Source organism: Shinella sp. GW821-FHT10F02 (assembly GCF_058809275.1).
Genome location: NZ_JBXASL010000004.1, coordinates 484654 through 507431, shown reverse-complemented (window position 1 = coordinate 507431; position 22778 = coordinate 484654). Strand labels below are relative to the sequence as shown.

The 22778-nt window shown below is 65.6% G+C and carries 23 protein-coding genes; 13 read left to right on the top strand and 10 right to left on the bottom strand.

Translation table 11 applies throughout. From position 1 onward, the window contains the following. The first annotated feature begins 16 nt into the window (after positions 1-16). The 4 genes from pcaF (at position 17) to AC1RWL_RS15610 (ending at position 3953) form a co-directional block, all read left to right on the top strand. Positions 17-1222 (top strand): 3-oxoadipyl-CoA thiolase, encoded by a 1206-nt coding sequence (pcaF, locus tag AC1RWL_RS15625; protein WP_493095225.1) that lies wholly within the window; start codon positions 17-19, stop codon positions 1220-1222. Positions 1223-1370: 148 nt separating this feature from the next. After that, positions 1371-1844 carry a Cys-tRNA(Pro) deacylase gene (ybaK, locus tag AC1RWL_RS15620; protein WP_439614815.1) on the top strand — a complete coding sequence of 158 codons (474 nt, stop codon included), beginning with the start codon at positions 1371-1373 and terminating at the stop codon, positions 1842-1844. A 70-nt stretch (positions 1845-1914) separates the two neighbouring features. Continuing rightward, positions 1915-3168, top strand: a complete 1254-nt coding sequence (locus tag AC1RWL_RS15615; protein ID WP_493095224.1) for an aminopeptidase — start codon at positions 1915-1917, stop codon at positions 3166-3168. Next, entirely contained in the window at positions 3165-3953 is a 789-nt protein-coding gene (locus tag AC1RWL_RS15610) for a pyrroline-5-carboxylate reductase family protein (protein ID WP_439614817.1), read from the top strand. The genes AC1RWL_RS15615 and AC1RWL_RS15610 overlap by 4 nt, the downstream gene beginning before the upstream one ends. On the opposite strand, the gene AC1RWL_RS15605 is transcribed toward AC1RWL_RS15610, so the two are convergent. Further along, positions 3904-4824: an EamA family transporter gene (locus AC1RWL_RS15605; RefSeq protein WP_493095223.1), complete on the bottom strand. Its 921-nt coding sequence runs from the start codon at positions 4822-4824 to the stop codon at positions 3904-3906. The two genes, AC1RWL_RS15610 and AC1RWL_RS15605, sit on opposite strands and share 50 nt — an antisense overlap. 71 nt (positions 4825-4895) lie before the next feature. On the opposite strand from AC1RWL_RS15605, the gene AC1RWL_RS15600 reads away from it, so the two are divergent. Further along, the gene (locus tag AC1RWL_RS15600; protein WP_439614818.1) at positions 4896-5378 is read left to right on the top strand and encodes a MarR family winged helix-turn-helix transcriptional regulator; all 483 of its coding nucleotides are present in this window, start codon (positions 4896-4898) and stop codon (positions 5376-5378) included. Here the strand turns inward: AC1RWL_RS15600 and AC1RWL_RS15595 are convergent, their stop codons facing one another. The 3 genes from AC1RWL_RS15595 to AC1RWL_RS15585 all read right to left on the bottom strand — a co-directional run bounded on the left by AC1RWL_RS15595 (position 5379) and on the right by AC1RWL_RS15585 (position 9451). Next, positions 5379-5969 carry an NAD(P)H-dependent oxidoreductase gene (locus tag AC1RWL_RS15595; protein WP_439614819.1) on the bottom strand — a complete coding sequence of 197 codons (591 nt, stop codon included), beginning with the start codon at positions 5967-5969 and terminating at the stop codon, positions 5379-5381. After that, the gene (gene xseA / locus AC1RWL_RS15590; protein ID WP_493095222.1) at positions 5969-7552 is read right to left on the bottom strand and encodes an exodeoxyribonuclease VII large subunit; all 1584 of its coding nucleotides are present in this window, start codon (positions 7550-7552) and stop codon (positions 5969-5971) included. Before xseA ends, AC1RWL_RS15595 begins: the two co-directional genes overlap by 1 nt. 81 nt (positions 7553-7633) lie before the next feature. After that, entirely contained in the window at positions 7634-9451 is a 1818-nt protein-coding gene (locus AC1RWL_RS15585) for a hypothetical protein (protein ID WP_493095317.1), read from the bottom strand. A gap of 127 nt (positions 9452-9578) precedes the next feature. Between AC1RWL_RS15585 and AC1RWL_RS15580 the strand changes: the two genes are divergently transcribed. Genes AC1RWL_RS15580 through AC1RWL_RS15570 form a run of 3 tightly spaced genes read left to right on the top strand, consistent with a single transcriptional unit; the run spans position 9579 to position 11655 of the window. Then, positions 9579-10568: a glycosyltransferase gene (locus AC1RWL_RS15580; RefSeq protein WP_493095221.1), complete on the top strand. Its 990-nt coding sequence runs from the start codon at positions 9579-9581 to the stop codon at positions 10566-10568. 17 nt (positions 10569-10585) lie between these two features. Further along, positions 10586-11293 (top strand): class I SAM-dependent methyltransferase, encoded by a 708-nt coding sequence (locus AC1RWL_RS15575; RefSeq protein ID WP_493095220.1) that lies wholly within the window; start codon positions 10586-10588, stop codon positions 11291-11293. After that, positions 11290-11655 carry a DMT family transporter gene (locus AC1RWL_RS15570; RefSeq protein WP_493095219.1) on the top strand — a complete coding sequence of 122 codons (366 nt, stop codon included), beginning with the start codon at positions 11290-11292 and terminating at the stop codon, positions 11653-11655. The genes AC1RWL_RS15575 and AC1RWL_RS15570 overlap by 4 nt, the downstream gene beginning before the upstream one ends. Positions 11656-11657: 2 nt before the next feature. Here the strand turns inward: AC1RWL_RS15570 and AC1RWL_RS15565 are convergent, their stop codons facing one another. Beyond that, positions 11658-12431, bottom strand: coding sequence for a helix-turn-helix domain-containing protein (locus AC1RWL_RS15565; protein ID WP_493095218.1), 774 nt, complete (start codon positions 12429-12431; stop codon positions 11658-11660). Positions 12432-12561: 130 nt separating this feature from the next. Here AC1RWL_RS15565 and AC1RWL_RS15560 point away from each other — a divergent pair, with 130 nt between their 5' ends. From AC1RWL_RS15560 to AC1RWL_RS15545, 4 genes are all read left to right on the top strand, one after another. Then, positions 12562-12972 (top strand): hypothetical protein, encoded by a 411-nt coding sequence (locus AC1RWL_RS15560; protein ID WP_493095217.1) that lies wholly within the window; start codon positions 12562-12564, stop codon positions 12970-12972. Between the two features lie 141 nt (positions 12973-13113). Further along, positions 13114-14139, top strand: coding sequence for a histone deacetylase family protein (locus AC1RWL_RS15555; RefSeq protein ID WP_493095216.1), 1026 nt, complete (start codon positions 13114-13116; stop codon positions 14137-14139). A gap of 199 nt (positions 14140-14338) precedes the next feature. Further along, the gene (locus tag AC1RWL_RS15550) at positions 14339-15229 is read left to right on the top strand and encodes an EamA family transporter (RefSeq protein ID WP_493095215.1); all 891 of its coding nucleotides are present in this window, start codon (positions 14339-14341) and stop codon (positions 15227-15229) included. 79 nt (positions 15230-15308) lie between these two features. Further along, a complete protein-coding gene (locus tag AC1RWL_RS15545; protein ID WP_493095213.1) occupies positions 15309-15971 on the top strand; it encodes a YiaD family glycine zipper/OmpA-like lipoprotein in 663 nt (220 codons plus the stop codon). Here the strand turns inward: AC1RWL_RS15545 and AC1RWL_RS15540 are convergent. Beyond that, complete coding sequence (locus AC1RWL_RS15540; RefSeq protein WP_439625773.1) at positions 15968-16435, bottom strand: group III truncated hemoglobin; 468 nt, start codon at positions 16433-16435, stop codon at positions 15968-15970. The genes AC1RWL_RS15545 and AC1RWL_RS15540 overlap by 4 nt on opposite strands. A 58-nt stretch (positions 16436-16493) precedes the next feature. Beyond that, positions 16494-17318, bottom strand: coding sequence for a C40 family peptidase (locus tag AC1RWL_RS15535; RefSeq protein WP_439614827.1), 825 nt, complete (start codon positions 17316-17318; stop codon positions 16494-16496). 119 nt (positions 17319-17437) lie between these two features. On the opposite strand from AC1RWL_RS15535, the gene mbfA reads away from it, so the two are divergent. Continuing rightward, the gene (mbfA, locus tag AC1RWL_RS15530) at positions 17438-18421 is read left to right on the top strand and encodes an iron exporter MbfA (protein ID WP_493095212.1); all 984 of its coding nucleotides are present in this window, start codon (positions 17438-17440) and stop codon (positions 18419-18421) included. 124 nt (positions 18422-18545) lie between these two features. On the opposite strand, the gene pheT is transcribed toward mbfA, so the two are convergent. From pheT to rplT, 3 genes are all read right to left on the bottom strand, one after another. Continuing rightward, entirely contained in the window at positions 18546-20972 is a 2427-nt protein-coding gene (pheT, locus tag AC1RWL_RS15525) for a phenylalanine--tRNA ligase subunit beta (protein WP_493095211.1), read from the bottom strand. Between the two features lie 21 nt (positions 20973-20993). Then, positions 20994-22079: a phenylalanine--tRNA ligase subunit alpha gene (gene pheS, locus AC1RWL_RS15520; RefSeq protein ID WP_439614829.1), complete on the bottom strand. Its 1086-nt coding sequence runs from the start codon at positions 22077-22079 to the stop codon at positions 20994-20996. 255 nt (positions 22080-22334) lie between these two features. Further along, positions 22335-22739, bottom strand: coding sequence for a 50S ribosomal protein L20 (rplT, locus tag AC1RWL_RS15515; RefSeq protein WP_069060325.1), 405 nt, complete (start codon positions 22737-22739; stop codon positions 22335-22337). Between the last annotated feature and the right edge of the window lie 39 nt (positions 22740-22778).

The following is a 22778-nucleotide window of genomic DNA, read 5'->3' as shown; positions in this document are numbered from 1 at the left end:
AATCTGAGGAAAGACCATGAGCGAAGCCTATATCTGCGACTATATCCGCACGCCCATCGGCCGCTTCGGCGGCTCGCTCTCGTCGGTACGCGCCGACGATCTCGGCGCCATCCCGCTGAAGGCGCTGATGGCGAAGAATACCGGCATCGACTGGGAAGCGGTCGACGACGTCATCTTCGGCTGCGCCAACCAGGCAGGCGAGGACAATCGCAACGTCGCCCGCATGTCCTCGCTGCTCGCCGGCCTGCCCGTTTCGGTGTCGGGCACGACGATCAACCGGCTCTGCGGCTCCGGCATGGATGCCGTCATCGCCGCCGCCCGCGCCATCAAGGCGGGCGAGGCGGAACTGATCGTCGCTGGCGGTGTCGAAAGCATGAGCCGCGCGCCCTTCGTCATGCCCAAGGCCGAGACGGCGTTCTCGCGCAATGCGGAAATTTACGACACGACCATCGGCTGGCGCTTCGTCAATCCGCTGATGAAGAAGCAATACGGCGTCGATTCCATGCCGGAGACCGGTGAGAACGTCGCCGAGGATTTCAAGGTGTCGCGCGAGGACCAGGACGCCTTCGCCGTGCGCTCGCAGGCGAAGGCCGCCGAAGCGCAGGCGAACGGGCGGCTGGCGAAGGAAATCACCCCCGTCACCATCCCGCAGCGCAAGGGCGATCCGGTGGTCGTCGAGAAGGACGAACATCCGCGCGCGACCACGATGGAAGCGCTTGCCAAGCTCGGCACACCCTTCAAGAAGGAAGGCGGCACGGTGACGGCGGGCAATGCCTCCGGCGTCAACGATGGTGCGGCAGCGCTGATCATCGCGTCGGAGGCGGCGGTCAGGAAATACGGCCTGACCCCGATCGCCCGCATTCTCGGCGGTGCCATGGCGGGTGTTCCGCCGCGCATCATGGGCATCGGCCCGGTCTATGCGACGCAGCGTCTCTGCGCCCGCCTCGGCCTGAAACCATCCGATTTCGACGTCGTCGAACTCAACGAAGCCTTTGCCTCGCAGGGCCTGGCGACGCTTCGCGAACTCGGCATCGCCGATGATGCGGATCACGTCAACCCGAACGGCGGCGCCATCTCGCTCGGCCACCCGCTCGGCATGTCCGGCGCCCGCATCACCGGCACGGCGGCGCTGGAACTGCAACTGACCGGCAAGACGCGCTCGCTCTCCACCATGTGCATCGGCGTCGGCCAGGGCATCGCGGTGGTGCTGGAGCGGGCTTGAGGTAGCCCCTCATTCTAACCTTCTCCCCGCTAGCGGGGAGAAGGTTGCGGCAGCCGGATGAGGGGCTGCTTCGCCGACGACAATTGACACGGCCCCGCCGCTCCGGCACCCATGCGGACCACCCAATCCGCTTCGATGACGGCCCGCCATGTCCAAAACCACCCGCGCCACCCAGGCGCTCGCCAAGTCCGGCACTTCCTTCACCGTCCATACCTACGACTACGACCCGACTACCGACCGCGTCGGCATCCAGGCCGCCGAGGCGCTGGGGGAGGACCCTTCACGCGTGCTGAAGACGCTGATGGCCGAGGTGGATGGCAAGCCGGTCTGTGTCATCGTGCCGTCAGATTGCGAGGTCAGCATGAAGAAGCTGGCCGCCGCCTTCAAGGGCAAGTCGGCGAACATGATGAAGCCGGCGGATGCCGAGCGGCTCACCGGTTTCGTGGTCGGCGGCATCAGTCCCTTCGGCCAGAAGAAGCAGGTGCCGACGGCAATCGAGGAAGCCGCACTCGTGCATGAGGCCGTCTATATCAACGGCGGGCAGCGCGGTTTGCAGGTGCGGCTGGCGCCGCGCGATGCGCTTGCGGCGCTGAAGGCGATTTCGGCGCCGGTCATTGCCTGATTGCGCCTTCTCTTCCGGCGACAAGCACACTAAGTTTCCTCTATCCATTTTGAGAACAGACAGGCATGCCATGACCTATCCCGAAAATTCCGCCCCTGCCATCGATCCGCAAAAGCTCGACAAGCTCGCCGAAGTCGCGGTGCGCGTCGGCCTTCAGCTCCAGAAGGGGCAGGATCTCGTGGTAACGGCGCCGGTCGCCGCCCTGCCGCTCGCCCGCCTCATCACCAAACACGCCTATATGGCCGGCGCGGGTCTCGTCAGCACCTTCTATTCCGACGAAGAGACGACGCTCGCCCGCTATCATCATGCGCCGGACGAGAGCTTCGACCGCGCGACCGACTGGCTCTACGAGGGCATGGCCAAGGCCTATGCCAATGGCGCGGCGCGCCTTGCGATTTCCGGCGACAACCCGATGCTTCTGTCCGGCGAGGACCCGGCCAAGGTCGCCCGCGCCAACAAGGCGAACTCCACCGCCTACAAACCGGCGCTGGAGAAGATCGCCAATTTCGACATCAACTGGAATATCGTCTCCTATCCGAACCCCTCCTGGGCCAAGCAGGTCTTCCCGAACGACCCGGAGGACGTGGCGGTCGAAAAGCTCGCCAACGCCATCTTCGCAGCGTCGCGCGTCGATGTCGCCGATCCGGTCGGCGCCTGGCGGGCGCACAACGCCAATCTCGCCAGCCGCTCGGCCTGGCTCAACGGCGAGCGCTTTTCCGCGCTGCATTTCACGGGGCCGGGCACGGACCTGACGGTGGGCCTCGCCGATGGCCATGAATGGCACGGCGGTGCCGCGACGGCGAAGAACGGCATCACCTGCAACCCGAACATCCCGACGGAAGAGGTTTTTACCACGCCGCATGCGCTGCGCGTCGAGGGCCATGTCTCCTCCACCAAGCCGCTTTCCCACCAGGGCACGCTGATCGACGATATCCAGGTGCGCTTCGAGGGCGGCCGCATCGTCGAGGCGAAGGCCTCGAAGGGCGAGGCGGTGCTGAACAAGGTGCTGGACACCGACGAGGGCGCGCGCCGGCTCGGCGAAGTGGCGCTGGTGCCGCATTCCTCGCCGATTTCGGCGAGCGGCATCCTGTTCTACAACACGCTGTTCGACGAAAACGCCTCCTGCCATATCGCGCTCGGCCAGTGCTATTCGAAGTGCTTCCTCGACGGCGCGAGCCTTTCGCCCGAGCAGATCCGCGCGCAGGGCGGCAATGAAAGCCTCATCCACATCGACTGGATGATCGGCTCCGACAAGGTGGATATCGACGGCATCCGTGCCGACGGCAGCCGCATGCCCGTCATGCGACGCGGCGAGTGGGCATGACCCATATCGGCGTGATCGGCGGTGGCGGATGGCTGGCCGGGGCTCTGCTTCGGCCCGTGCTTGCCGACCGCATCGTCAAGCCGGCCGATCTCGTGCTGTCCTCGCGCTCCGGCAATATTTCCGGCTTCGAAGCCTGGCCGGGCGTGCATATGACGACGGACAATTCCATTCTGGTGGATGCGTCCGACGTCATCGTGTTCTCCGTCCGCCCTTCGGATCTCGACGATATCGACCTCGATCTTCGCGGCCGTTTCGTGATTTCCGTCATGGCGAGCGTCTCGGTGGACGAGATCACCGACCGGTTTGGTGCAAGGCGCATCGTGCGCGCCATGCCGAATGCCTGCGCCGAGCAGCGGCAGTCCTTCACGCCGTGGTTTGCGACGGATGACGTGCGCAAGTCCGAGGCGGAATTCGCGCAAAGCTTCTTCTCCGCCTCGGGCCGCGCGCATTTTATCACAAACGAACACGAGCTCGATTATTTCACCGCGCTCACCGGCTCGGGCGCCGCCTTCCCGGCGCTGGTGGCGGATGCAATGATCCGCCATGCGATCGAGGCGGGCATCGATCCCGAGACGGCCGATCTTGCCGTGCGCCAGCTTTTCCTCGGCGCCGCCACGCAGATGGCGAGCATCAGCGATACGCCGGCCGATATCGTCGAACTCTTCATGGAATATCGCGGCACGACGGCGGCCGGCCTTTCCGCGATGATCGACGCCGACCTGGCGCACGCCGTCTTCATGGGGCTGACGGCCGCACGGCGGCGGGCGATGCAGGGCGCGGACTGATCCGCACGGCACCCTGCGCCTGCGCCCACTGGCTGAGCCACACACTTCCCAGCACCACGACCATGCCGGCGATCTGCAGGAGGCTGAGATCCTGCCTGAGCAGCGCCCAGCCGAGCACGACGGCGACGAGCGGGCTCAGGAAACCGAGCGGCGAGATGGTTGCCGGGTCGAGCCGGGCGAGGCCGCGGAACCAGACGATATAGGTGAGCGCTGCGCCGATGACGCCGAGATAAAGGAAGCCGACGAGGTTTTCCGCTGTCGGAACCGGCAGCGCCGGCTCGAAGAACAGCGCGACGGGCACGAGCAGCAAGCCGCCCGCCGTCAGCTGCCACGCGGTGAAGGTGAGCGGCGGCACCGGCGGCTGCCAATGGCGCGACAGCACGGTGCCGAAGGCCATGGACACGGCGCCGGCAAGGCCCGCGGCGATGCCGATCGGGTCGAGATGGGCGGCCGGCGTCAGCACGAGCAGCGCCACGCCGCCAATGCCGGCGAGACCCGCGACGACCGAAAGCGGCCGGATCGCCGTGCCCATTACGGCGCGTGACAGGCCGAGCACGATCAGCGGCTGGATGGCGCCGACCGTGGCGGCGACGCCGCCCGGCAGGCGATAGGCCGAAACGAAAAGCATTGCCCAGAAGAACGAAAAGTTCAGCGCGCCGAGCAGGAACGTCCGCCCCCACCAGATGCCCTGCGGCAATTGCCGCACGACGGCGAGCAGGAGAAGGCCCGCCGGCAGCGCGCGCAGCATGGCGAGGGTCAGCGGATAGCCGGCCGGTAGCAGCTCGGTGGTGACGATATAGGTACTGCCCCAGATGGCGGGTGCGGCGGCGGTGAGGAGGATATCGGTGCTGCGAGACATGATTATCTCCATATAAAGAATCTTGACGTCAAGATAAATGAGATTATCTTGACGTCAAGTTAAATTCGCCTTTAATTCCGCCCATGGATCACGTCGACAGAATTTTAGCCCAGTGGACCCGAGAACGGCCGGACCTCGATGTCGGCCCGATGGGCCTGCTCGGCCGCATCGCGCGGCTGCGCACCCATCTTGCCCGGGAGATCGACAAGACGCTTGCCGAAAACGGGCTCAACGCCGCGAGTTTCGACGTGCTGGCGACGCTCCGCCGGTCCGGGCCGCCCTACCGGCTCTCGCCGGGCGACCTGCTGGCGGCCACCATGGTGACCTCCGGCACGATGACAAATCGCCTGGATCAGCTGGAAAAAGCCGGGCTCATCGAACGCTCGCACAATCCGGAGGACCGGCGCGGCGTGATCATCGCGCTGACGCCGAAGGGTTTTTCCGTGGTGGATGCGACGGTGACCGCCCATGTAGAGAACCAGCATCGGCTGCTGGAAGGCCTGGATGACGGGGAACGCGCGGCGCTGGATGGCTTGCTGCGGAAATTCCTCGCCGAATTCGAATAGTCAGATGTGGTCGACCAGCTTTTCGACCCGCGCGATATGCGCCTTGCGCTTGGCCTCGCTACTGCGATCGATGTCGTAGAGATTGACCAGCTTGAAATCGAGGCCCTTGGCGCAGAAGGCGGCGATGGCGCGCTTCAGCAGCCGTTTCACCGGGTTGCCCATGTAGAGATGCACGATCCACCAAGGCGAACCGGTCGTGGTGAAGGCCCAGAACAGGTGGATATTGTCGAGGCGCGGCTGGATGCGCCCGCCCGCCGGATCGTTTTCATAGGCCACGCCGGGGGCAAACACCCGGTCGAAAAAGCCCTTCAGGATGGCCGGGAAATTGAACCACCACTGCGGAAAGACCAGCACGAGCCCGTCCGCCGCCTTCAGCCGCGAAACGAAGGGTTCCGCCTCCGAAGGGTCGTAACCCGGCTCGAAAAAGCGGGCGCGTTCGGAGGGCGTCAGCCGCGGATCGAAATCCTCGCGGTAGAGGTCGAGAAGATCGACCGTATGGCCGTTTGCCACCAGTTTCCGCCGCACCGTCTCGGCGACGCTAGCGGCAAAACTCTCTTCCAGCGGATGGGCGAGCACGAGCAGGATGCGCATCAGAACAGCGAACCCTGGCGCGGCGCCGGTTTTTCCGGCTCCGCCTTCGCGCCCTTCTTGCGCGACGGCGTGCCGCCGCCCGAACCCGTGACGGCATCGACCGTGCCGTCGGCGAATTCGATGGCGATCGCCCGGCCCGGCCCCAGTTCCGCCGCGGCATTGACCGGTGCCCCGTCCTCGTCGCGCACCAGCGCATAACCGCGCTTCAGCACGTTGCGATAGGAGAGCGATTGCAGCATGCGGTCCTGTGCCTGAAGCAACGCGTGGCGGCGGGCAAGAGTGCCGGCAAGCGCGCTTTCGGCGCGCAGCGCCAGGCCCGTCAGCCGGTCGCGCGACCGGCCGGTCTGCGCGGCGATGCGGGCCGGTGTCGCGCGCAGCGACACGTCGAAGGCGGAAAGGCGGGCACGGAACTGGTCGAGCCGGCGCTCGATGATACGCTCGGCGCGTTGCACGCGGTCGGTGACGCGTTGGCGGCGCTCGGCGATGCGGGTCAAGAGCACGTCGGGCCGAAGATGCGCGGCCGTGCGCTCGAAGGTGCGGCGCTTGTTGACCGTGTTCATTTGCAAGCCGCGGCCGAGCCCGGTGGCCGCCTCGTCGAAACGGCGGCGGGGGAGTGCAAGCAGCTGGTCGAGCGAGGGCAACGCCCGGGCAAGTGCGCGCACTCCCTGGCGGCGATTGTCCATCTGGCGGGCCACGGCGCCGCGAAGGCGGGCCGTGAGCGAGGCGATTTCCGCGTCGAGGTCGGCTTTGACGGGCACAGCCATTTCGGCGGCCCCCGTCGGGGTCGGCGCGCGCCGGTCGGCGGCGTGGTCGATCAGCGTCCAGTCCGTCTCGTGGCCGACGGCGGAGATCAGCGGGATTTTCGAGGCGGCGGCGGCGCGCACGACGATCTCGTCGTTGAAACTCCAGAGGTCCTCCAGGCTGCCGCCGCCGCGCGCGACGATCAGCACGTCCGGCCGCGGCATCGGCCCGCCGGGCTGAAACGCATTGAAACCGTCGATCGCCGCCGCCACCTCCTGGCCGGATCCTTCGCCCTGCACCTTGACCGGCCAGACGATGACATGGACCGGAAACCGGTCGGCGATGCGGTGCAGGATGTCGCGGATGACGGCACCGGTCGGCGAGGTGACGACGCCGATCACCCTGGGCAGGAAGGGGAGTGGCTTCTTGCGCTCCGTATCGAACAGCCCCTCGGCGGCGAGCTTGCGGCGGCGTTCCTCCAGTAGCGCCATCAGCGCGCCGGCACCGGCGGGCTCCAGCGTCTCGATGACGATCTGGTATTTCGAGGAGCCGGGGAAGGTCGTGACCTTGCCGGTGGCGATCACCTCCATGCCCTCCTCCGGCTTGAAGCGCAGCTTCGAGAAGCTGCCCTTCCAGATCACCGCGTCGATGCGCGCCCGATCGTCCTTCAGCGAGAAATAGGCGTGTCCCGAGGAATGCGGGCCGCGATAGCCGGAAATCTCGCCGCGCACCCGCACCTGGTCGAAGGCCTGCTCGACGGTGCGCTTGATGGAGCCGGAAAGTTCCGACACCGAATATTCGGCAAGGTTGCTGGGCGAATCACTGTCGGAAAAGAAGCTCATACGGCAAAGTGTAGTGCGTTTGGCGGCGGATGACAGGGTGCCGCAGCCGGCATCCCCAGCTGTCGCGCGCCAAAAAGCGACCTATTCGGGTTTCACCCGGTAGAGCTTTAGCACCGGCCCCTGCGCGCCCTCGACCGGTTCCAGATAGTCCGGCACCTTGCCCTTCAGCAGGCCGGCATAGAGCCCGTCCGGCTCGGCCTTGGCGATCATCTTGATTTGCGAATTGCCCGGGCAAAAGGCGAGCAGCGTCACCTTGGCCCCGCGCAAAAATGCTTCCGCCTGGCGCGGGTTGGAAAGGCCGATATGCAGCTCCGTCAGCATGCCGCCCTGGTTGCGGTGGTAGGGCGCGGACAGCACGCGGTGGCCGGTGAAGCGCAGGATCGGCGCGCCGAGATCCGACACGGCGGCGACGACGCCGATCGGTTCGTGGGCAAGCGGCGCCAGCACGGACTGGTCCTTGCAGGCGGGCAGCTTCGGCTTGCTCGAAAGTTCGGCGCGCAGCACATCGCCGGACTGGCCGGGCAGGAGGGCGCCGGCGAGCGCCCAGCTGGCGGGCGTCGAGGCGAGTGTCAGGCCGGCGAAGGCGGCGCCGAGCTTCAGGTTCTTCGGCGCGGCATTCGAGGCCTCACGCAGCCTGGCAACCATCCGGCCGAGCGGGATGGCGGCAAGCACGTAGACGAAGATCGAGCCGCGGATCTGGAGGATGGAGATCGCGAAGGCGACCGTCAGCAGCGCGAGCAGGATGAGATGCTGTTCCGTCGCCTCGCGGCGATAGACGCAGCGCAGGCAGGCGACGATCGCGATCACGCCGGTGGCGTAGAAGCCGGCGATCGACGTGGGGTCGAGGCGGAACTGCGCGATTGCCGATTGCGCCTCGATGACCATGTCGAGCCAGAAGGTTTTCAGCAGCGGATCGAGCGCGTCGAGCGGGTTCGACAGGCAGCCAGGCGCGATCAGCAGCACGGCCGCGGCAAGCACGGCGCCGGCACCAGCGAGCGCGAAAACCCGGCCGCGGAACGACCAGGCGCTGGCGAGCGACGCCGTCAGGAAAAGCGTTCCCCCGCCGAGCGTGGCGAGCGCATAGAAGCCGTAGGACAGGCTGTCGCAGGTGACCTGGCTGTAATGCGACGGTGCGACGGTCGCGAAGAAGGCGCCGGTCGTCGTCAGCGCCAGCGCAAGGCCATAGGCGGTGGCGGCATCCCGGAAGCTGCTGCCATGCCACGCCCAGCGCAGGGCGACGATCAGGCAGACCGCGCCGATCAGCGGTGTCGTTTCCACGCCGATGGCGATGGCGAAGCCGGCCAGCACCCCGGCGATGGCGTGGTCGCGTGGTCGTCTTGTGGGCGAAAGCAGCATGGCCGTGATGGCGGTCACCAGCAGGATCTGCACGTTGTGATGATCGATCGAGCCGGGCTGGAAGCGGTTCAGCGACAGGATGAGGATGGCGGTCAGGATCAGCGTCGCATGCATCGCCATCGTGCCGCCCAGCCGATAGCTGGCGACGCCCGCGCTGAAGAGCACCGCGACGACCAGAATGGACGGCCAGACGGCAAGCGCCAGCGCCTCGGCCTGCTGCTGCCCGGCAAAAAGCGAGAAGAAGCTGATCAGGTTGGCGATCGGCAGGTCGATGAAGCGCGACCAGTGCATCGGCGTGCCGCCCGAAAGCCCCAGGCGATATTGCGTCGTGTCGAACCAGCCCTGGCCGGCGAGCAGGTCGCGCACCATGACGAGCCGCATCGCATCGTCATTGTCGGAGCCGACATAATCCGTGGTGAAGGGCAGTGAAAGGGCCAGCAGCAGGGCGATGGTGATGGCGGAATAGAAGGCGAGCACGCGCCAGGTCATCCCGGTGCGCGGGGCGAACGTCTCCTGCGGTGCGATCGGCAGGGCTGCAGGCATGGATTTCGACACGTTTCGCCTCTTTGTCTGCCCATTCAACTCTGGCGAAAACCTAGCCTTAACCTTCTCAAGAAATAGTAAAACCGGTGGGACGCATGAGGCGGCCCGCAACGGAGACCGCGTCGTCATGACGGAAGCCTTGCTGGAAGACCTTGAGATTGCCGTGCTGTTGCCCTGCTACAACGAGGCGCAGACGATCGGCGATGTCGTGACGAATTTCCGCGCAGCGCTGCCCTCCGCCCGCGTCTATGTCTACGACAACAATTCCACCGACTCGACCGCGCTGCGCGCAGCCCTTGCGGGCGCGACCGTCGTGCGCGAGCGCCGCCAGGGCAAGGGCAATGTGGTGCGCCGCATGTTCTCCGACATCGAGGCGGACATCTATATCATGGCCGACGGCGACGGCACCTATGCGGCCTCCGACGCGCCGGAACTCATCCGCACGCTGATCACCGAGGGCGCCGACATGGTCGTCGGCACGCGCCGCGGCGTGCATGCGGATGCCGGACGCCAGGGCCACGCCTTCGGCAACCGCATCTTCAACACGCTGTTCCGCTCGCTGTTCGGCAACGATTTCTCCGATATCTTCTCCGGCTACCGCGCCTTCTCCCGCCGCTTCGCCAAAAGCTTCCCGGCCGTGTCCGGCGGCTTCGAGATCGAGACGGAAATGTCCGTGCATGCCTCGCGCCTGCGCATGCCCATCGCCGAGCTGGAGCTCGACTATGGGCGCCGGCCGGAAGGTTCCCATTCGAAACTCTCCACCTTCAAGGATGGCGCAAAGATCCTCTGGATGTTCGCCATGCTGATGAAGGAAACGCGGCCCTTCGTGTTCTTCGGCGCGATCAGCGGCTTCTTCATGATCCTGAGCCTCAGCTTCATGGCGCCGGTGCTGGGCGAATATTTCCGCACGGGCCTCGTCGAGCGCATGCCGACCTGGGTCTTCTCGCTGGCGCTGATGATGATCTCGTTCCTCGTCTTTTCCGCCGGCATGATCCTCGATTCGCTGGCCCGCGCCCGCGCCGAGCAGCTGCGCATCCATTACATGAACCAATCCGCCGGCCGGTATGCCCGCACCGCCCGCAGGGCGGAAAAGGCGACGCGGCATCTTGCGGCCTGACCGAACGGGACAGCACCATGAACAGGGAAACCACCAACCGCATCCGCTTCGTGATCGAGGACGTGCTGCCGCCGATCCTGCGCGATTCCGCGCTGTTCAAGCAGGCGGCGAGCCTGGTCTGGGGCAAGCATATCGGCAAGCTCGCGAAATTCCGCGAGCGCGCGCCCTTCCTCACCGCCGCGGAATATGAGGATCTCTACCGCGAACATCCGCGCGTCCACGCCGGCACGGACAATTCACAGGCCTGCATCGACCGTATCGTCGCCTCCATCGTCGGCGAAAGCGTCTGCGATGTCGGCTGCGGCACCGGCGCGCTCCTCAACTTCATCAAGGCGGGCAATCCCGGCCTCAAGCGGTTGACGGGCGTCGATTTCGTCGTCGACGATGCGGCGAGCATCACAGGCGTCGAATATGTCGCCGCGATGATCGAGCAGCTGCCCTTTGCGGATGGCGAATTCGACACGGTCGTCTGCACCCATGTCATCGAACATGTGCTGGAATACCGCCAGGCCATCGCCGAGCTGCGCCGCATCGCCCGCCGCCGGCTGATCATCGTCGTGCCGCGCGAGCGGGAATACCGCTACAGCTTCAACCCGCATTTCAACTTCTTCCCCTACACGCATTCCTTCCTGCGCGCCGTGCATCCAGTGCCGCCGCGCCATGTCTGCGTCGATATCGGCCGCGACATTTTCTACATGGAAGACCGCGCGGAGCCCGACGCGTGACGACAGGCGGCTACAGCCCGACGATCTGGGCCGGCCTGCTCGGCACGCCGCTTTTGATTGCGGCGGGGCAGGTGCTGTTCAAGCTGACGAGCGGCACGACCGGCGAATTCGGCGTAAAGGGGCTCGTCGCGCTGGCGCTCAATCCGCTGCTGCTGCTGGCGCTCGCCATTTACGGCGCCGGAACGGTCGTCTGGATCTTCGTGCTGAAGGCGGTGCCGCTGACGATCGGCTATTCCTTCATGGCGCTGACCTTCTGCTTCGTGCCGCTGCTCGCCAGCCTCTTTCTCGGCGAGGCGCTGACGCTGCGCTACGCGCTCGGCGCCGTGCTCATCGTCGGCGGCATGCTCGTCATCAACGGCTGACATCATCCCTCGAAATGCGCCCGCGTCTCGGCATCCGCCGGGAAGAAGCTCTCGATCAGCACGCCCTGCACCAGCGCATCCTGCGCGGAGCCGAAGGAGGTCAGCGTGGTGATCCAGTTGAAGCGTTTCGCGCCGATCGCCATCTCGATCGGCAGGATCGGCAACCTGTCTGTTTCCGGAAAGGCTTGAAGTGCTGCCTGAATGTCGTCCGCCGCCGCCAGCCGCTCGATGCGCTTGAGGAGCGGGCTTCGCGGCCCCTGCAACCAGGCCTCGGCGCGGATGCGGTGCACCAGGTCGGCGGCCGATTGCGCCCAGTTGACGACGATATCGCGCAGCGGCGTCGGCCCGAGATAGGCGTCGAGGAAATTGTCGCCCGGCGACACCGCGATGCCCGCCATGCTGGCGAGGCCGAGGAACGCTTGGTTGGCGGTCAGCACATTGTATTCGTGATCGAAGACGACGCCCGGATAGGGATCGTGCCGGCCGAGGATAAGGCCGATCGCCTCCGCCACCGCCGGCGGGAAGGCCGACAGGCTCGCGGCTGGCGACGTCGCGAAACGCGGGCGAAAACCGGCGGCGGAAAACAGCATGCCCTGGTCGCGCGCCGGAATGTCGAGCACGGCGGAGAGCCGGAGGATCATGCCCTCCGAGGGACGTGAGCGGCCGGTCTCCAGGAAGGAAAGGTGGCGGGAGGAGATGCCGGCCTCGGTCGCGAGCTCCAGTTGGCTCATGCGCCGGTGGCCGCGCCACTCCTTGAGATGTTCGCCGAATTCCATGCCTGTCTCCCATTCATGCTGTCCCGCGCACTAAACAGCAGGCGCGACATCATTTCCATTACCTCCAAGGTAATTGGTTTGCCGCAGCGCTCCCGGCAGGATCAGCCCATCGAAACGAAAGGAGCCCACCATGTTCGCCACCCTCAACCGCAATCTCCTGAAGTCCATCATGCTCGCCGACAGCGTCTTCTCGCTCGTCGCCGCCGCCGGCCTCTTTGCCCTCTCCGGTCCCATCGGCAGCCTCGTCGGCCCGCTCGCCACGCCGGCCGTTATCAACGGTTTCGCCGCCTTCTTCCTCGTCTGGGGCGCCTTCCACCTCGTCGTCGGTCGGCAGGAGCGGCCGTCGCCTGCCGCGGTCCGCTTCGCCATCGCCGGCGATGCGCTCTGGGTCATCGGCAGTATCGCCGTGCTGCTCTTTGCCCGCAGCGGGCTGACGTTCACCGGCATCGGCCTCATCGCGATCGTGGCCGTGGCGGTAGCCGATATCCTGCTCGTCAAGCAGATCGGCCTCGGCCGGCAGCAGCGCGCAGCCCTCGCCTGAACACGCCGACATTGTTCCAATCGCCTCCGCGAAAGCGGGGGCGATCGCCGTTCAGAAAGCATCGGCCTACCCCGCGGGAGAGATTCCCCTTGCCCGGAAAATGCACTACCGTCGCGCCCGAATGAACACGGGGAGCCCTTCATGCGCGTTATCTTTTCCGAGGACCACAAGCTCAGGAACGCTCGCACCGAGCTTTACGGTGGCGAACTCGTGCCGCCCTTCGAGGCGCCGTTCCGGGCGGAATGGATCTTGGCGGCGGTCAAGGATGCCGGTTTCACCGATGTTGCCGCGCCGGAACGCCATGGGCTGGAAACCGCGCTGAAAGTCCACGATGCTGGCTACCTCGCCTTCCTGGAAGTGGCCTGGGAAAAGTGGAAGGCTGCCGGCTACCGGGGCGAGGCGATCGCCACCTCCTTCCCGGTGCGCCGCACCTCGCCGCGCATCCCCACCCAGATCGACGGCCTGCTCGGCTATTATTGCAACGCCACGGAAACCGCGATCACGCCCGGCACCTGGGAAGCCGCCGTCTCCTCCATGCAGACCGCGCTGACGGCGGCCGATATCGTGGCCGGCGGCGACAAGGCCGCGTTCGCGCTGTGCCGTCCGCCCGGCCACCATGCCGGCATCGATAGTTTCGGCGGCTATTGCTTCATCAACAACGCCGCCGTCGCCGCCCAGCGCTTCCTCGACAAGGGCGCGAAGAAGGTCGCGGTGCTCGACGTCGATTTCCACCATGGCAACGGCACGCAGGATATCTTCTACGAGCGCGGCGACGTCTACTTCGCCTCGCTGCACGGCGATCCGGCCGAAGCCTTCCCGCACTTCCTTGGCTATGCGGAAGAGACCGGCAAGGGCGCCGGCGAGGGCACCACGCAGAACTACCCGCTGCCGCCCGGCACGCCCTATTCCATCTGGGAGGCCGCCCTTCACGACGCGCTGAAGCGCATCGCCGCCTTCGGCGCGGAGGTGATCGTGCTGTCGCTCGGCGTCGATACGTTCGAGAAGGACCCGATCTCCTTCTTTAAGCTCGTCTCGCCGGACTACATCACGATGGGACGCGCGGTCGCGGCCAGCGGCGTCCCCGTGCTCGTCGTCATGGAAGGCGGCTACGGCGTGCCGGAAATCGGCCCCAACGTCGCCAATACGCTGAAAGGCATCACCGGCTGAGGCCTGGAGTCTGTCAGGTTCATTATGAACCTGACAGACTCCAGGTTTCTTTGTTTTCGTTTGTCTTTTCGGGAAAACCGGTTTCCACTTTTCCCTGACAAACTTTAGCATCAATTTTCCTGAAGCAAGGCGTCACGATTATCCATTTGTCGGCTGGCAGACCCTCCTCTAGGACTGGGTGCCTGGAGGAGCATCTCACATGGCAGATCAACAGGTGGTAGCGGGCGGCAAGCTTTCCGGCTCCGGCAATGCGGGGCTTTTTTCGGGGGTGCTGCTCTGCCTCGCCTCCATGTCGAGCATCCAGTTCGGCTCGGCGTTTTCCGCCACCGCGATCGACGCTTACGGACCATCGACCACGACGTTCCTCCGCTTGGTCATGGCGGCCGCCGTGCTGGCGCTCATCGTGCGCCCGCCCATGCGCTCCTACAGCCGCGAACAGTGGAAGAGCGCGCTGACGCTCGGCACCACCATGGCGGCCATGACGCTCTGTTTCTTCGCCGCGATCGACCGCATTCCGCTCGGCCTGGTCGTGGCGATCGAGTTTCTCGGCCCGCTCGCCGTCGCGACCTGGGGGCTTGGCGGCGGCTGGCGGCTGATCTGGCCGCTCGCGGCCTTCATTGGCGTCGTTCTCCTCTCCCATGACGGCGAGGGCTGGGTCGGCGATCCCGTCGGCGTTCTCTTCGCCTGCGGCGCCGGCGTCGGGTGGGGCACCTACATCGTGCTGATGAAGAAGTCCGGAAAGCTTTTCAAGGGCCTGGAAGGGCTCTCCATGTCGCTGATCGTCGCGGCGGTCGCCGCCGCACCCTTCGGCCTCATGCGCGCGCACGAGGCGATGAGCCCGGAAGGGCTCGGCATGATGCTCGGCCTCGCCATTCTCGTGCCGCTCTTCCCCTATGCGCTGGAAATGATTGCGCTGCGCCGCATGCCGATGTCCGCTTTCGGCATCCTGATGAGCCTGGAACCGGCGCTCGGCGCGCTGGCCGGCTTCCTGGTGCTCAGCCAGCCGATGACGCCCTTCCAGATGCTCGGCACCGCCTTGGTCGTCGCGGCGAGTGCCGGTGTCACCTCCGGCGGAAACAGTGAAGCCTAGGCAAAACTGCCGCCTCTTTCATGTTCCTGCCGCAATCGCTAGGTTGAAGCAGATTCATCGAATCCTCGGGGACGCCTAGATGTACAAGAAATGCGCTGTTATCGCGGTTGCCGCGGTCTATCTTTCTGCCTGCACGACGACTGACCCCTATACGGGCGAACAGAAGGTCTCGAACACCGCTGGCGGTGCCGCGATCGGCGCCGGCGTGGGCGCCGTGGCCGGCCTGCTGATCGGCAACAACCCCGTGCAGCGCCGCAATGCCGCGTTGATCGGCGCCGGTGTCGGCGCGCTCGCCGGCGGCGCGATCGGCAATTACATGGACACGCAGGAATCCGAGCTGCGCGCGCAGTTGCAGGGCACCGGCGTCTCGGTCACCCGCATGGGCGACCGCATCGTTCTGAACATGCCGTCGAACGTCACCTTCTCGACGGACCAGGACCAGGTGATCCCGCCGTTCTATCCGACGCTTGATTCGGTGGCGATCGTGCTGCGCAAGTTCGACAAGACGCTGATCGACGTCGACGGCCACACCGATTCTGTCGGCAATGCCGGCTACAACATGGATCTCTCCAACCGCCGCGCCAATTCGGTCGCGAACTACCTCGCCTCGCGCGGTGTCGATCCGCGCCGCATGTCGGCGATGGGGTACGGCCTGGAGCGTCCGATCGCCTCCAACGCCTCGGAAATGGGCCGCGCGCAGAACCGTCGCGTCGAAATCGCGATTTCGCCGCTCAAGAGCTAAGCGCGCTTGAGACCCGGGTCGTCGTCGGCCGGGTTGTAGAAGAGCGAGAGCACCAGGCTCTTCGCGATCCGCTCGGCCGTCGCCATGAACCACGCCTTCGCCTCCGGCGAGGGCGCGATGTCGTCCAGCGTCGCGGAAAACAGGCCGAGCCAGGTCTGGAACAGCGGCGGGTTCATGCCCGCCACACCCTGATGCGCCATCACCGGCTTGCCGCCATAGCCGCCGTCCTTGAAGGCGACGGCGGACCAGAAGCGGTTCATCTTCGCCATATGCTCCGGCCAGCGGCCTTGAAGCCGGCCGTCGAAGACCGGGCCTAGCTCCGGATGCGCACGCACGCGGCCGTAAAACGTCTCCACCAGCAGCGGAATGAAGTCGGCGGTGACACCGATCGCCAGCATCTCCGCCTCCGCACGGGCACGGATGGCGGCGAAATGGGAGAGGCGGTCGGGAGCATCTTCGGTCATGGGCCGAAGATAGGGTGCCGGCCGGCCGCATACAATCCGGCCGATCGCCGCAGGCAGGTCAGGGGCCTTCGCGATCCAGCGCCCATTCCAGCCGCTTGTAGTCGAACCCGTATTTCAGCGTCGGCTTGACGACCTCGAAATAGGGCGAGAGGTCGAAATCGCGCGGCGTGTAGAGCGAGTGGTGGCGGATGTGCAGGATCTCTTCGCGCGAATAGGTCGAGGTCGCCGCCGCATGGCCCGGCGAGCGGACGATATCCGGCAGGATCGGGTACCGGATCCGCTCGAAGGCTTCCGCGATCAGCGTGGAGCAGATCGCCCGCGTCGGATCGCCCGAACCGAAAGCCAGCATGCGGCGGCGCCAGCGCACCGGCACGGGCGGCGCCGGCAGGAAGAAGCGCAGCATGTCCGTGATGTTCTTCAGGTCGTATTTGAGGCCAAGGCGCGAGACCATGAAGGAGACCAGCATGTTGCGATCCTCCGGGGTCAGCCCGACAGGTCGGCAGATGCGCGTGTTGTAGGTGCGGTATTTGGTGAGCGGCACCGCCACGCAGCCCTCGCCGAGATTGACCTCGATGAGCTGCGGCCGGTCGATCGAGGGCAGCGCCGCCTGGTCGAGCGTCAGCGGGATCTCGTCACCGACGAAGAGCGCGGCATGCGACCAGGTCGATTGCGTAAGGTATTTGATCGCCGCCGAGACCTTCTGGTTGCCTTCGACCAGCAGCACGTCGCCGGGCCGCAGCGTGCGCGCCAGCGTTTCCGGGTCGGAGGGCGTGTAGGGCTCGTAACCGGACGCCTGGCTTTGCAGGCGGTCTGCGAGGCGGCGGCCGAGGCGGTCCAGCAATGTGTCGCGGCTTGCGGAAAGCGGCTTCAGTGCGGCGGTCACATTGCGTCCTTTGCAGTCTCTGTCGCCACCACTCTAGCGTTAGCCGCGACACTCTGTCGAGGTTGACCGCAGCGGCTGGAATCCTATATTTAGAATAATTCTAAACTGGATAGTCGCCGATGTTCTCCCGCCTTCTCCGCCCCGGCAAACGCAGCCTCGAATCGCTCAGCGAACAGGAAATCCTGGCGCTCGCGATCTCCTCCGAGGAAGACGACGGCCGCATCTATCTCGCCTATGCCGATGCGCTGCGCGACGCCTATCCGCATTCCGCCCGTGTCTTCGAGGAGATGGCGGAGGAAGAAAGCCATCACCGCCAGATGCTGATCGACCGGCATATCGCCCGCTTCGGCGACCGCATCCCGCTGGTGCGGCGCGAATATGTGCGCGACTTCCCGGAGCGAAAGCCCGACTGGCTGATCGCCAACATGTCGGTCGAAAAGATCCGCGAGCAGGCGGAGGCCATGGAGGATGCCGCCCACCGCTTCTACCTGACCGCCGCTTCGCGCACGCAGGACGCCGCGACGCGAAAACTGCTCGGCGACCTGGCGCTGGCGGAAAAGTCGCATGAATCGCTCGCCCGAAGGCTCGGCGAGGAGCACACGCCGGTGGATGTGAAGGCCGAGGAGGACCAGACTTCGCGGCGGCAATTCGTGCTGACCTACGTACAGCCGGGCCTTGCCGGACTGATGGATGGCTCGGTCTCGACGCTCGCGCCGATCTTCGCCGCCGCTTTCGCCACGCAGGATACCTGGCAGACGTTCCTGGTCGGCCTCTCCGCCTCCGTCGGCGCCGGCATCTCCATGGGCTTCACGGAGGCAGCCCATGACGACGGCAAGCTCTCCGGCCGCGGTTCGCCCGTCAAACGCGGCCTCGCCTCCGGCATCATGACGGCACTCGGCGGCCTCGGCCACGCGCTGCCCTATCTCATCCCGAATTTCCTGCTGGCGACGACCATCGCCGTGATCGTCGTGTTCATCGAACTCTGGGCCATCGCCTTCATCCAGAACCGCTACATGGAAACGCCGTTTCTGCGCGCGGCGATGCAGGTCGTGCTCGGCGGCAGCCTCGTGCTGGCGGCGGGTGTGTTGATTGGCAATGCCTGAAACGCAAAAGGCCCACCCCACCCACAGTGTCATCCTCGGGTCAAGCCCGAGGATGACGGAGGAGAGGTCGGCAGGCCTTGAATTGGTCCGAGCGGGGCGTTGTTATCGCCCCGCCTTTACATAATTACGCCCGCAGCGTGCCGCCCGTCGTCTTGACGACGTTGCCGACGATCTTTGCCGTCAGCGCCTCGAAATCCTCGTCCGTCAGCGTCTTGTCGGTCGGCTGGATGACGACTTCGATGGCGATCGACTTCTTGCCTTCGCCGAGCGAGGCGCCCTCGAAGACGTCGAAGACGGTGACGCCGGCGATCAGCTTGCGGTCGGCGCCGGTGGCGGCGCGCACGATGGCGCCCGCATCCACCGTCTTGTCGACGACGAAGGCGAAGTCGCGCTTGACGGCCTGGAAGGGCGAGAGGTCGAGCGCCGGCTTGGTGCGGGTCGCCTTCTTCTTCGGTTCCGGCATGGCATCGACATAGATCTCGAAGCCGGCGAGCGCGCCGGACACGTCGAGGGCGCCGAGCGCCTTCGGATGGAACTCGCCGAAGTAACCGAGCACGACCTTCGGACCCATCTTGATGGTGCCGGAGCGGCCCGGATGATACCAGGCGGGCGCACCCGCCTCGATCTGCACATTGCCCATCGGCAGGCCGCAGGCCTCGATCACGGCGAGCGCATCGGCTTTGGCGTCATAGACGTCGACCGGCTTGCCGCCACCCTTGGCGGCGTTCGACCAGAGACGGCCAGAGCCGGCAAGCGAGGCCGTGCCGCGGCGCACGCCGCCGGCAACGCGGCGCTGGCCTTCCGGCTTGTCGTTCTCGTAGGTGCCGGAGACTTCGAACAGCGCGACGTCGCCATAACCCTTGTCGGCATTGCGCTGCGCAGCCGCCAGCAGGCCCGGCAGCAGCGAAGGCCGCATGTCGGACATATCAGCAGCGATCGGGTTCGACAGCGCCAGCGACGGCGCACCGCCGCCGAAGAGCTCGGCATGGGCCTTCGGGATGAACGACCAGGTGACGGCCTCCATCATGCCGCGTGAGGCGAGCGCGCGCTTGGCAAGGCGCGAGCGGATCTGCAGCGTGGTGAGGATGCGCCCGTTCACCGCGCCATGGCTTTCCAGCGGCGCCGGCTTGATATTGTCGACGCCGTGGATGCGCATGACCTCTTCCACAAGGTCCGCCTTGCCGTCGACATCCGGACGCCAGGAAGGAACCGCGACGGAGACGCGTTCGCCCGAGCCCGAAACCTTGAAGCCGAGGCGGGTCAGGATGTCGACGCTCTCGTCCGACGAGACGTCGAGGCCGGTGAGGCGCTTGACGTCCGTGAACGGGAAATCGACGACCTTGGCGTCATAGCCCTTGTAGCCGACCACGTCGGTCTTGGCCGCCGTGCCACCGCACAACTCCAGCACCAGCTCGGTGGCGCGTTCCAGGCCTGGCACCATATATTCCGGGTCCACGCCACGCTCGAAGCGGTAGCGCGCATCGGTGATGATGCCATGCGAGCGGCCGGACTTGGCGATGTTCATCGGGTCCCAGAGAGCCGATTCGATCAGCACGTCGGTGGTGTCCGAGTCGCAGCCCGAGTGCTCGCCGCCCATGATGCCGCCGATCGATTCCACGCCATTATCGTCGGCGATGACGATATTCGACGGGTTCAGCGTGTATTCGCGCGTATCGAGCGCCAGCACCTTCTCGCCTTCCGCCGCCCGGCGCACGACAAGATTGCCCTTCACCTTGGCCGCGTCGAAGACGTGCAGCGGGCGGCCCTGGTCGAAGGTCATGTAGTTGGTGATGTCGACGAGCGCATTGATCGGGCGAAGGCCGATCGCCAGCAGCCGCTGCTGCATCCAGCGCGGGCTCGGGCCGTTCTTGACGCCGCGCACGAGGCGGAGCGCAAAGCCCGGGCAGAGATGATAGTCACCGCCGAGATCGAGCTTCACCTTGACCGGCGTTTCGCCTTCGACGGCGAAGGACGGTGCCTTCGGCGCTTTCAGCGTGCCGAGGCCGGAAGCGGCGAGATCGCGGGCGATGCCAAAAATGCTGGTGCAGTCCGGACGATTCGGCGTCAGGTTGATCTCGATGACCGGATCGTCGAGGCCGGCATAGGCGGCATAGCTCTGGCCGACCGGCGCATCGGCCGGCAGGTCGATGATGCCGTCATGGTTGTCGGAGATTTCCAGTTCCTTCTCCGAGCACATCATGCCGCGGCTCTCGACACCGCGGATGGTGCCGACGGCAAGCGTCACGTCGATGCCGGGCACATAGGTGCCGGGCGCCGCGAAGGCGCCCACGAGGCCGGTGCGCGCGTTGGGCGCGCCGCAGACGACCTGGATCGGATCGCCCTTGCCGGTATCGACCATCAGCACGCGCAGCTTGTCGGCGTTGGGGTGCTGTTCGGCGGAGACGACCTTGGCGATGACGAAGGGCTTGAAGGCCGCCTTGTCATCGACGTCTTCCACTTCGAGGCCGATCGCCGTCAGCTTCGCGCAGATGTCTTCCAGCGAGGCGTCGGTGTCGAGATGGTCCTTCAGCCAGGAGAGCGTGAATTTCATGTGATTTCTCCTTGATGCCGGTTATGCGCTGAGGCCGCCGAACAGGGTCGGCATGTCTAGCGGGCGGAAGCCGTAGTGGCTCAGCCAGCGGACGTCGGCGTTGAAGAAGTCGCGCAGGTCCGGCATGCCGTATTTCAGCATGGCGATGCGGTCGAGGCCCATGCCCCAGGCAAAGCCCTGATATTCGTCCGGATCGAGACCGCCGGCGCGCAGCACGTTCGGGTGCACCATGCCGCAGCCGAGGATTTCCATCCAGTCGGTGCCCTCGCCGAACTTGACGATCGGGCCGGACGAGCGGTCGCACTGGATATCGACCTCGAAGGACGGCTCGGTGAACGGGAAGTAGGACGGGCGGAAGCGCATGGTGACGCTGTCGACCTCGAAGAAGGCCTTGCAGAACTCTTCCAGCACCCAGCGCATGTTGGCGACATTCGCCTTTTTGTCGACCACGAGGCCTTCAACCTGGTGGAACATCGGCGAATGGGTGGCGTCGCTGTCCTGGCGATAGGTCTTGCCCGGAATGATGATGCGGATCGGCGGCTTCTGCGCTTCCATCGTGCGGATCTGCACGGGCGAGGTGTGCGTGCGCAGCACCTTGCGCTCGCCGTTCTCATCCGCGGGGAAGAAGAACGTGTCGTGCATTTCGCGGGCCGGGTGGCCCTCGGGGAAGTTCAGCGCCGTGAAGTTATAGTAGTCGGTCTCGACGTCAGGCCCTTCGGCGATGGAAAAGCCCATGTCGCCGAAGATAGCGGTGATTTCATCGACGATCTGGCTGATCGGATGGATGCGGCCGCGCTCGGCCGGCGAGGAGCGCACCGGCAGGCTGACATCGACGGTCTCGGCCGCAAGGCGCGCTTCGATCGCGGCATCGCGCAGCGCCGTCTTGCGTTCGGTGATCGCGTCCGTCACGCGGGTCTTCAGCGCGTTGATCGCCGCACCGCGCGTCTGGCGCTCTTCCGGCGACATGGTGCCGAGCGTCTTCAGGAGGTCCGAGACGGAACCCTTCTTGCCGAGCGCGCCCACGCGCACGGCCTCGATCGCCGCTTCGTCGGAGGCCGCGGCAACGTCGGAGAGGAGCTGCTGTTCCAAAGTGTCGAGTTCAGTCATCTTTACCTGCTTTGCTTGCGTCGGCCGGGCGGGGGGCCAGGAGACCCTCGGACGGATAGCCGGTTGCGGCGAGGAAGCGCCGCAGATCACTACCCATGTGCACGCGCCCGATCAATCGGGTGGGCCAGAAAAACTTGGCGAGGACCCCCACGGGCAGGCGGCGCCTTCGTGGCGGTATCCATCAAGCAAAAACCCGCACCGGTTCCCCGGCGCGGGTTTCACAACGAAACGAAGTTTTGGTTGTGGAAGCGCCGGTTAGTTTACGGCGGCTTCAAACTCGTTCTTCGTACCAGCGTCCTTGAGGTATTCGAGAGCCTTCTTGGAGGCAGCGACCAGCGCGCCGAAAGCTTCGGTCTCATGGATTGCCATGTCGGACAGCACCTTGCGGTCCACTTCGATGCCGGCCTTGTTGAGGCCGTCGATGAAGCGGCCGTAGGTCAGGCCATGCTCGCGGACGGCAGCGTTGATGCGCTGGATCCAGAGCGCGCGGAAATTGCGCTTGTTGACCTTGCGGTCGCGGTAGGCGAACTGCTTCGAACGGTCAACCGCGGCCTTGGCGGCGCGGATGGTGTTCTTGCGGCGGCCGTAGAAACCCTTGGCTGCCTTCAGCGTCTTCTTGTGCTTGGCGTGCGAGGTAACGCCGCGTTTTACACGTGCCATTTCATGATCTCCTTAAACGTATCAAAAGTGCCGGATAAG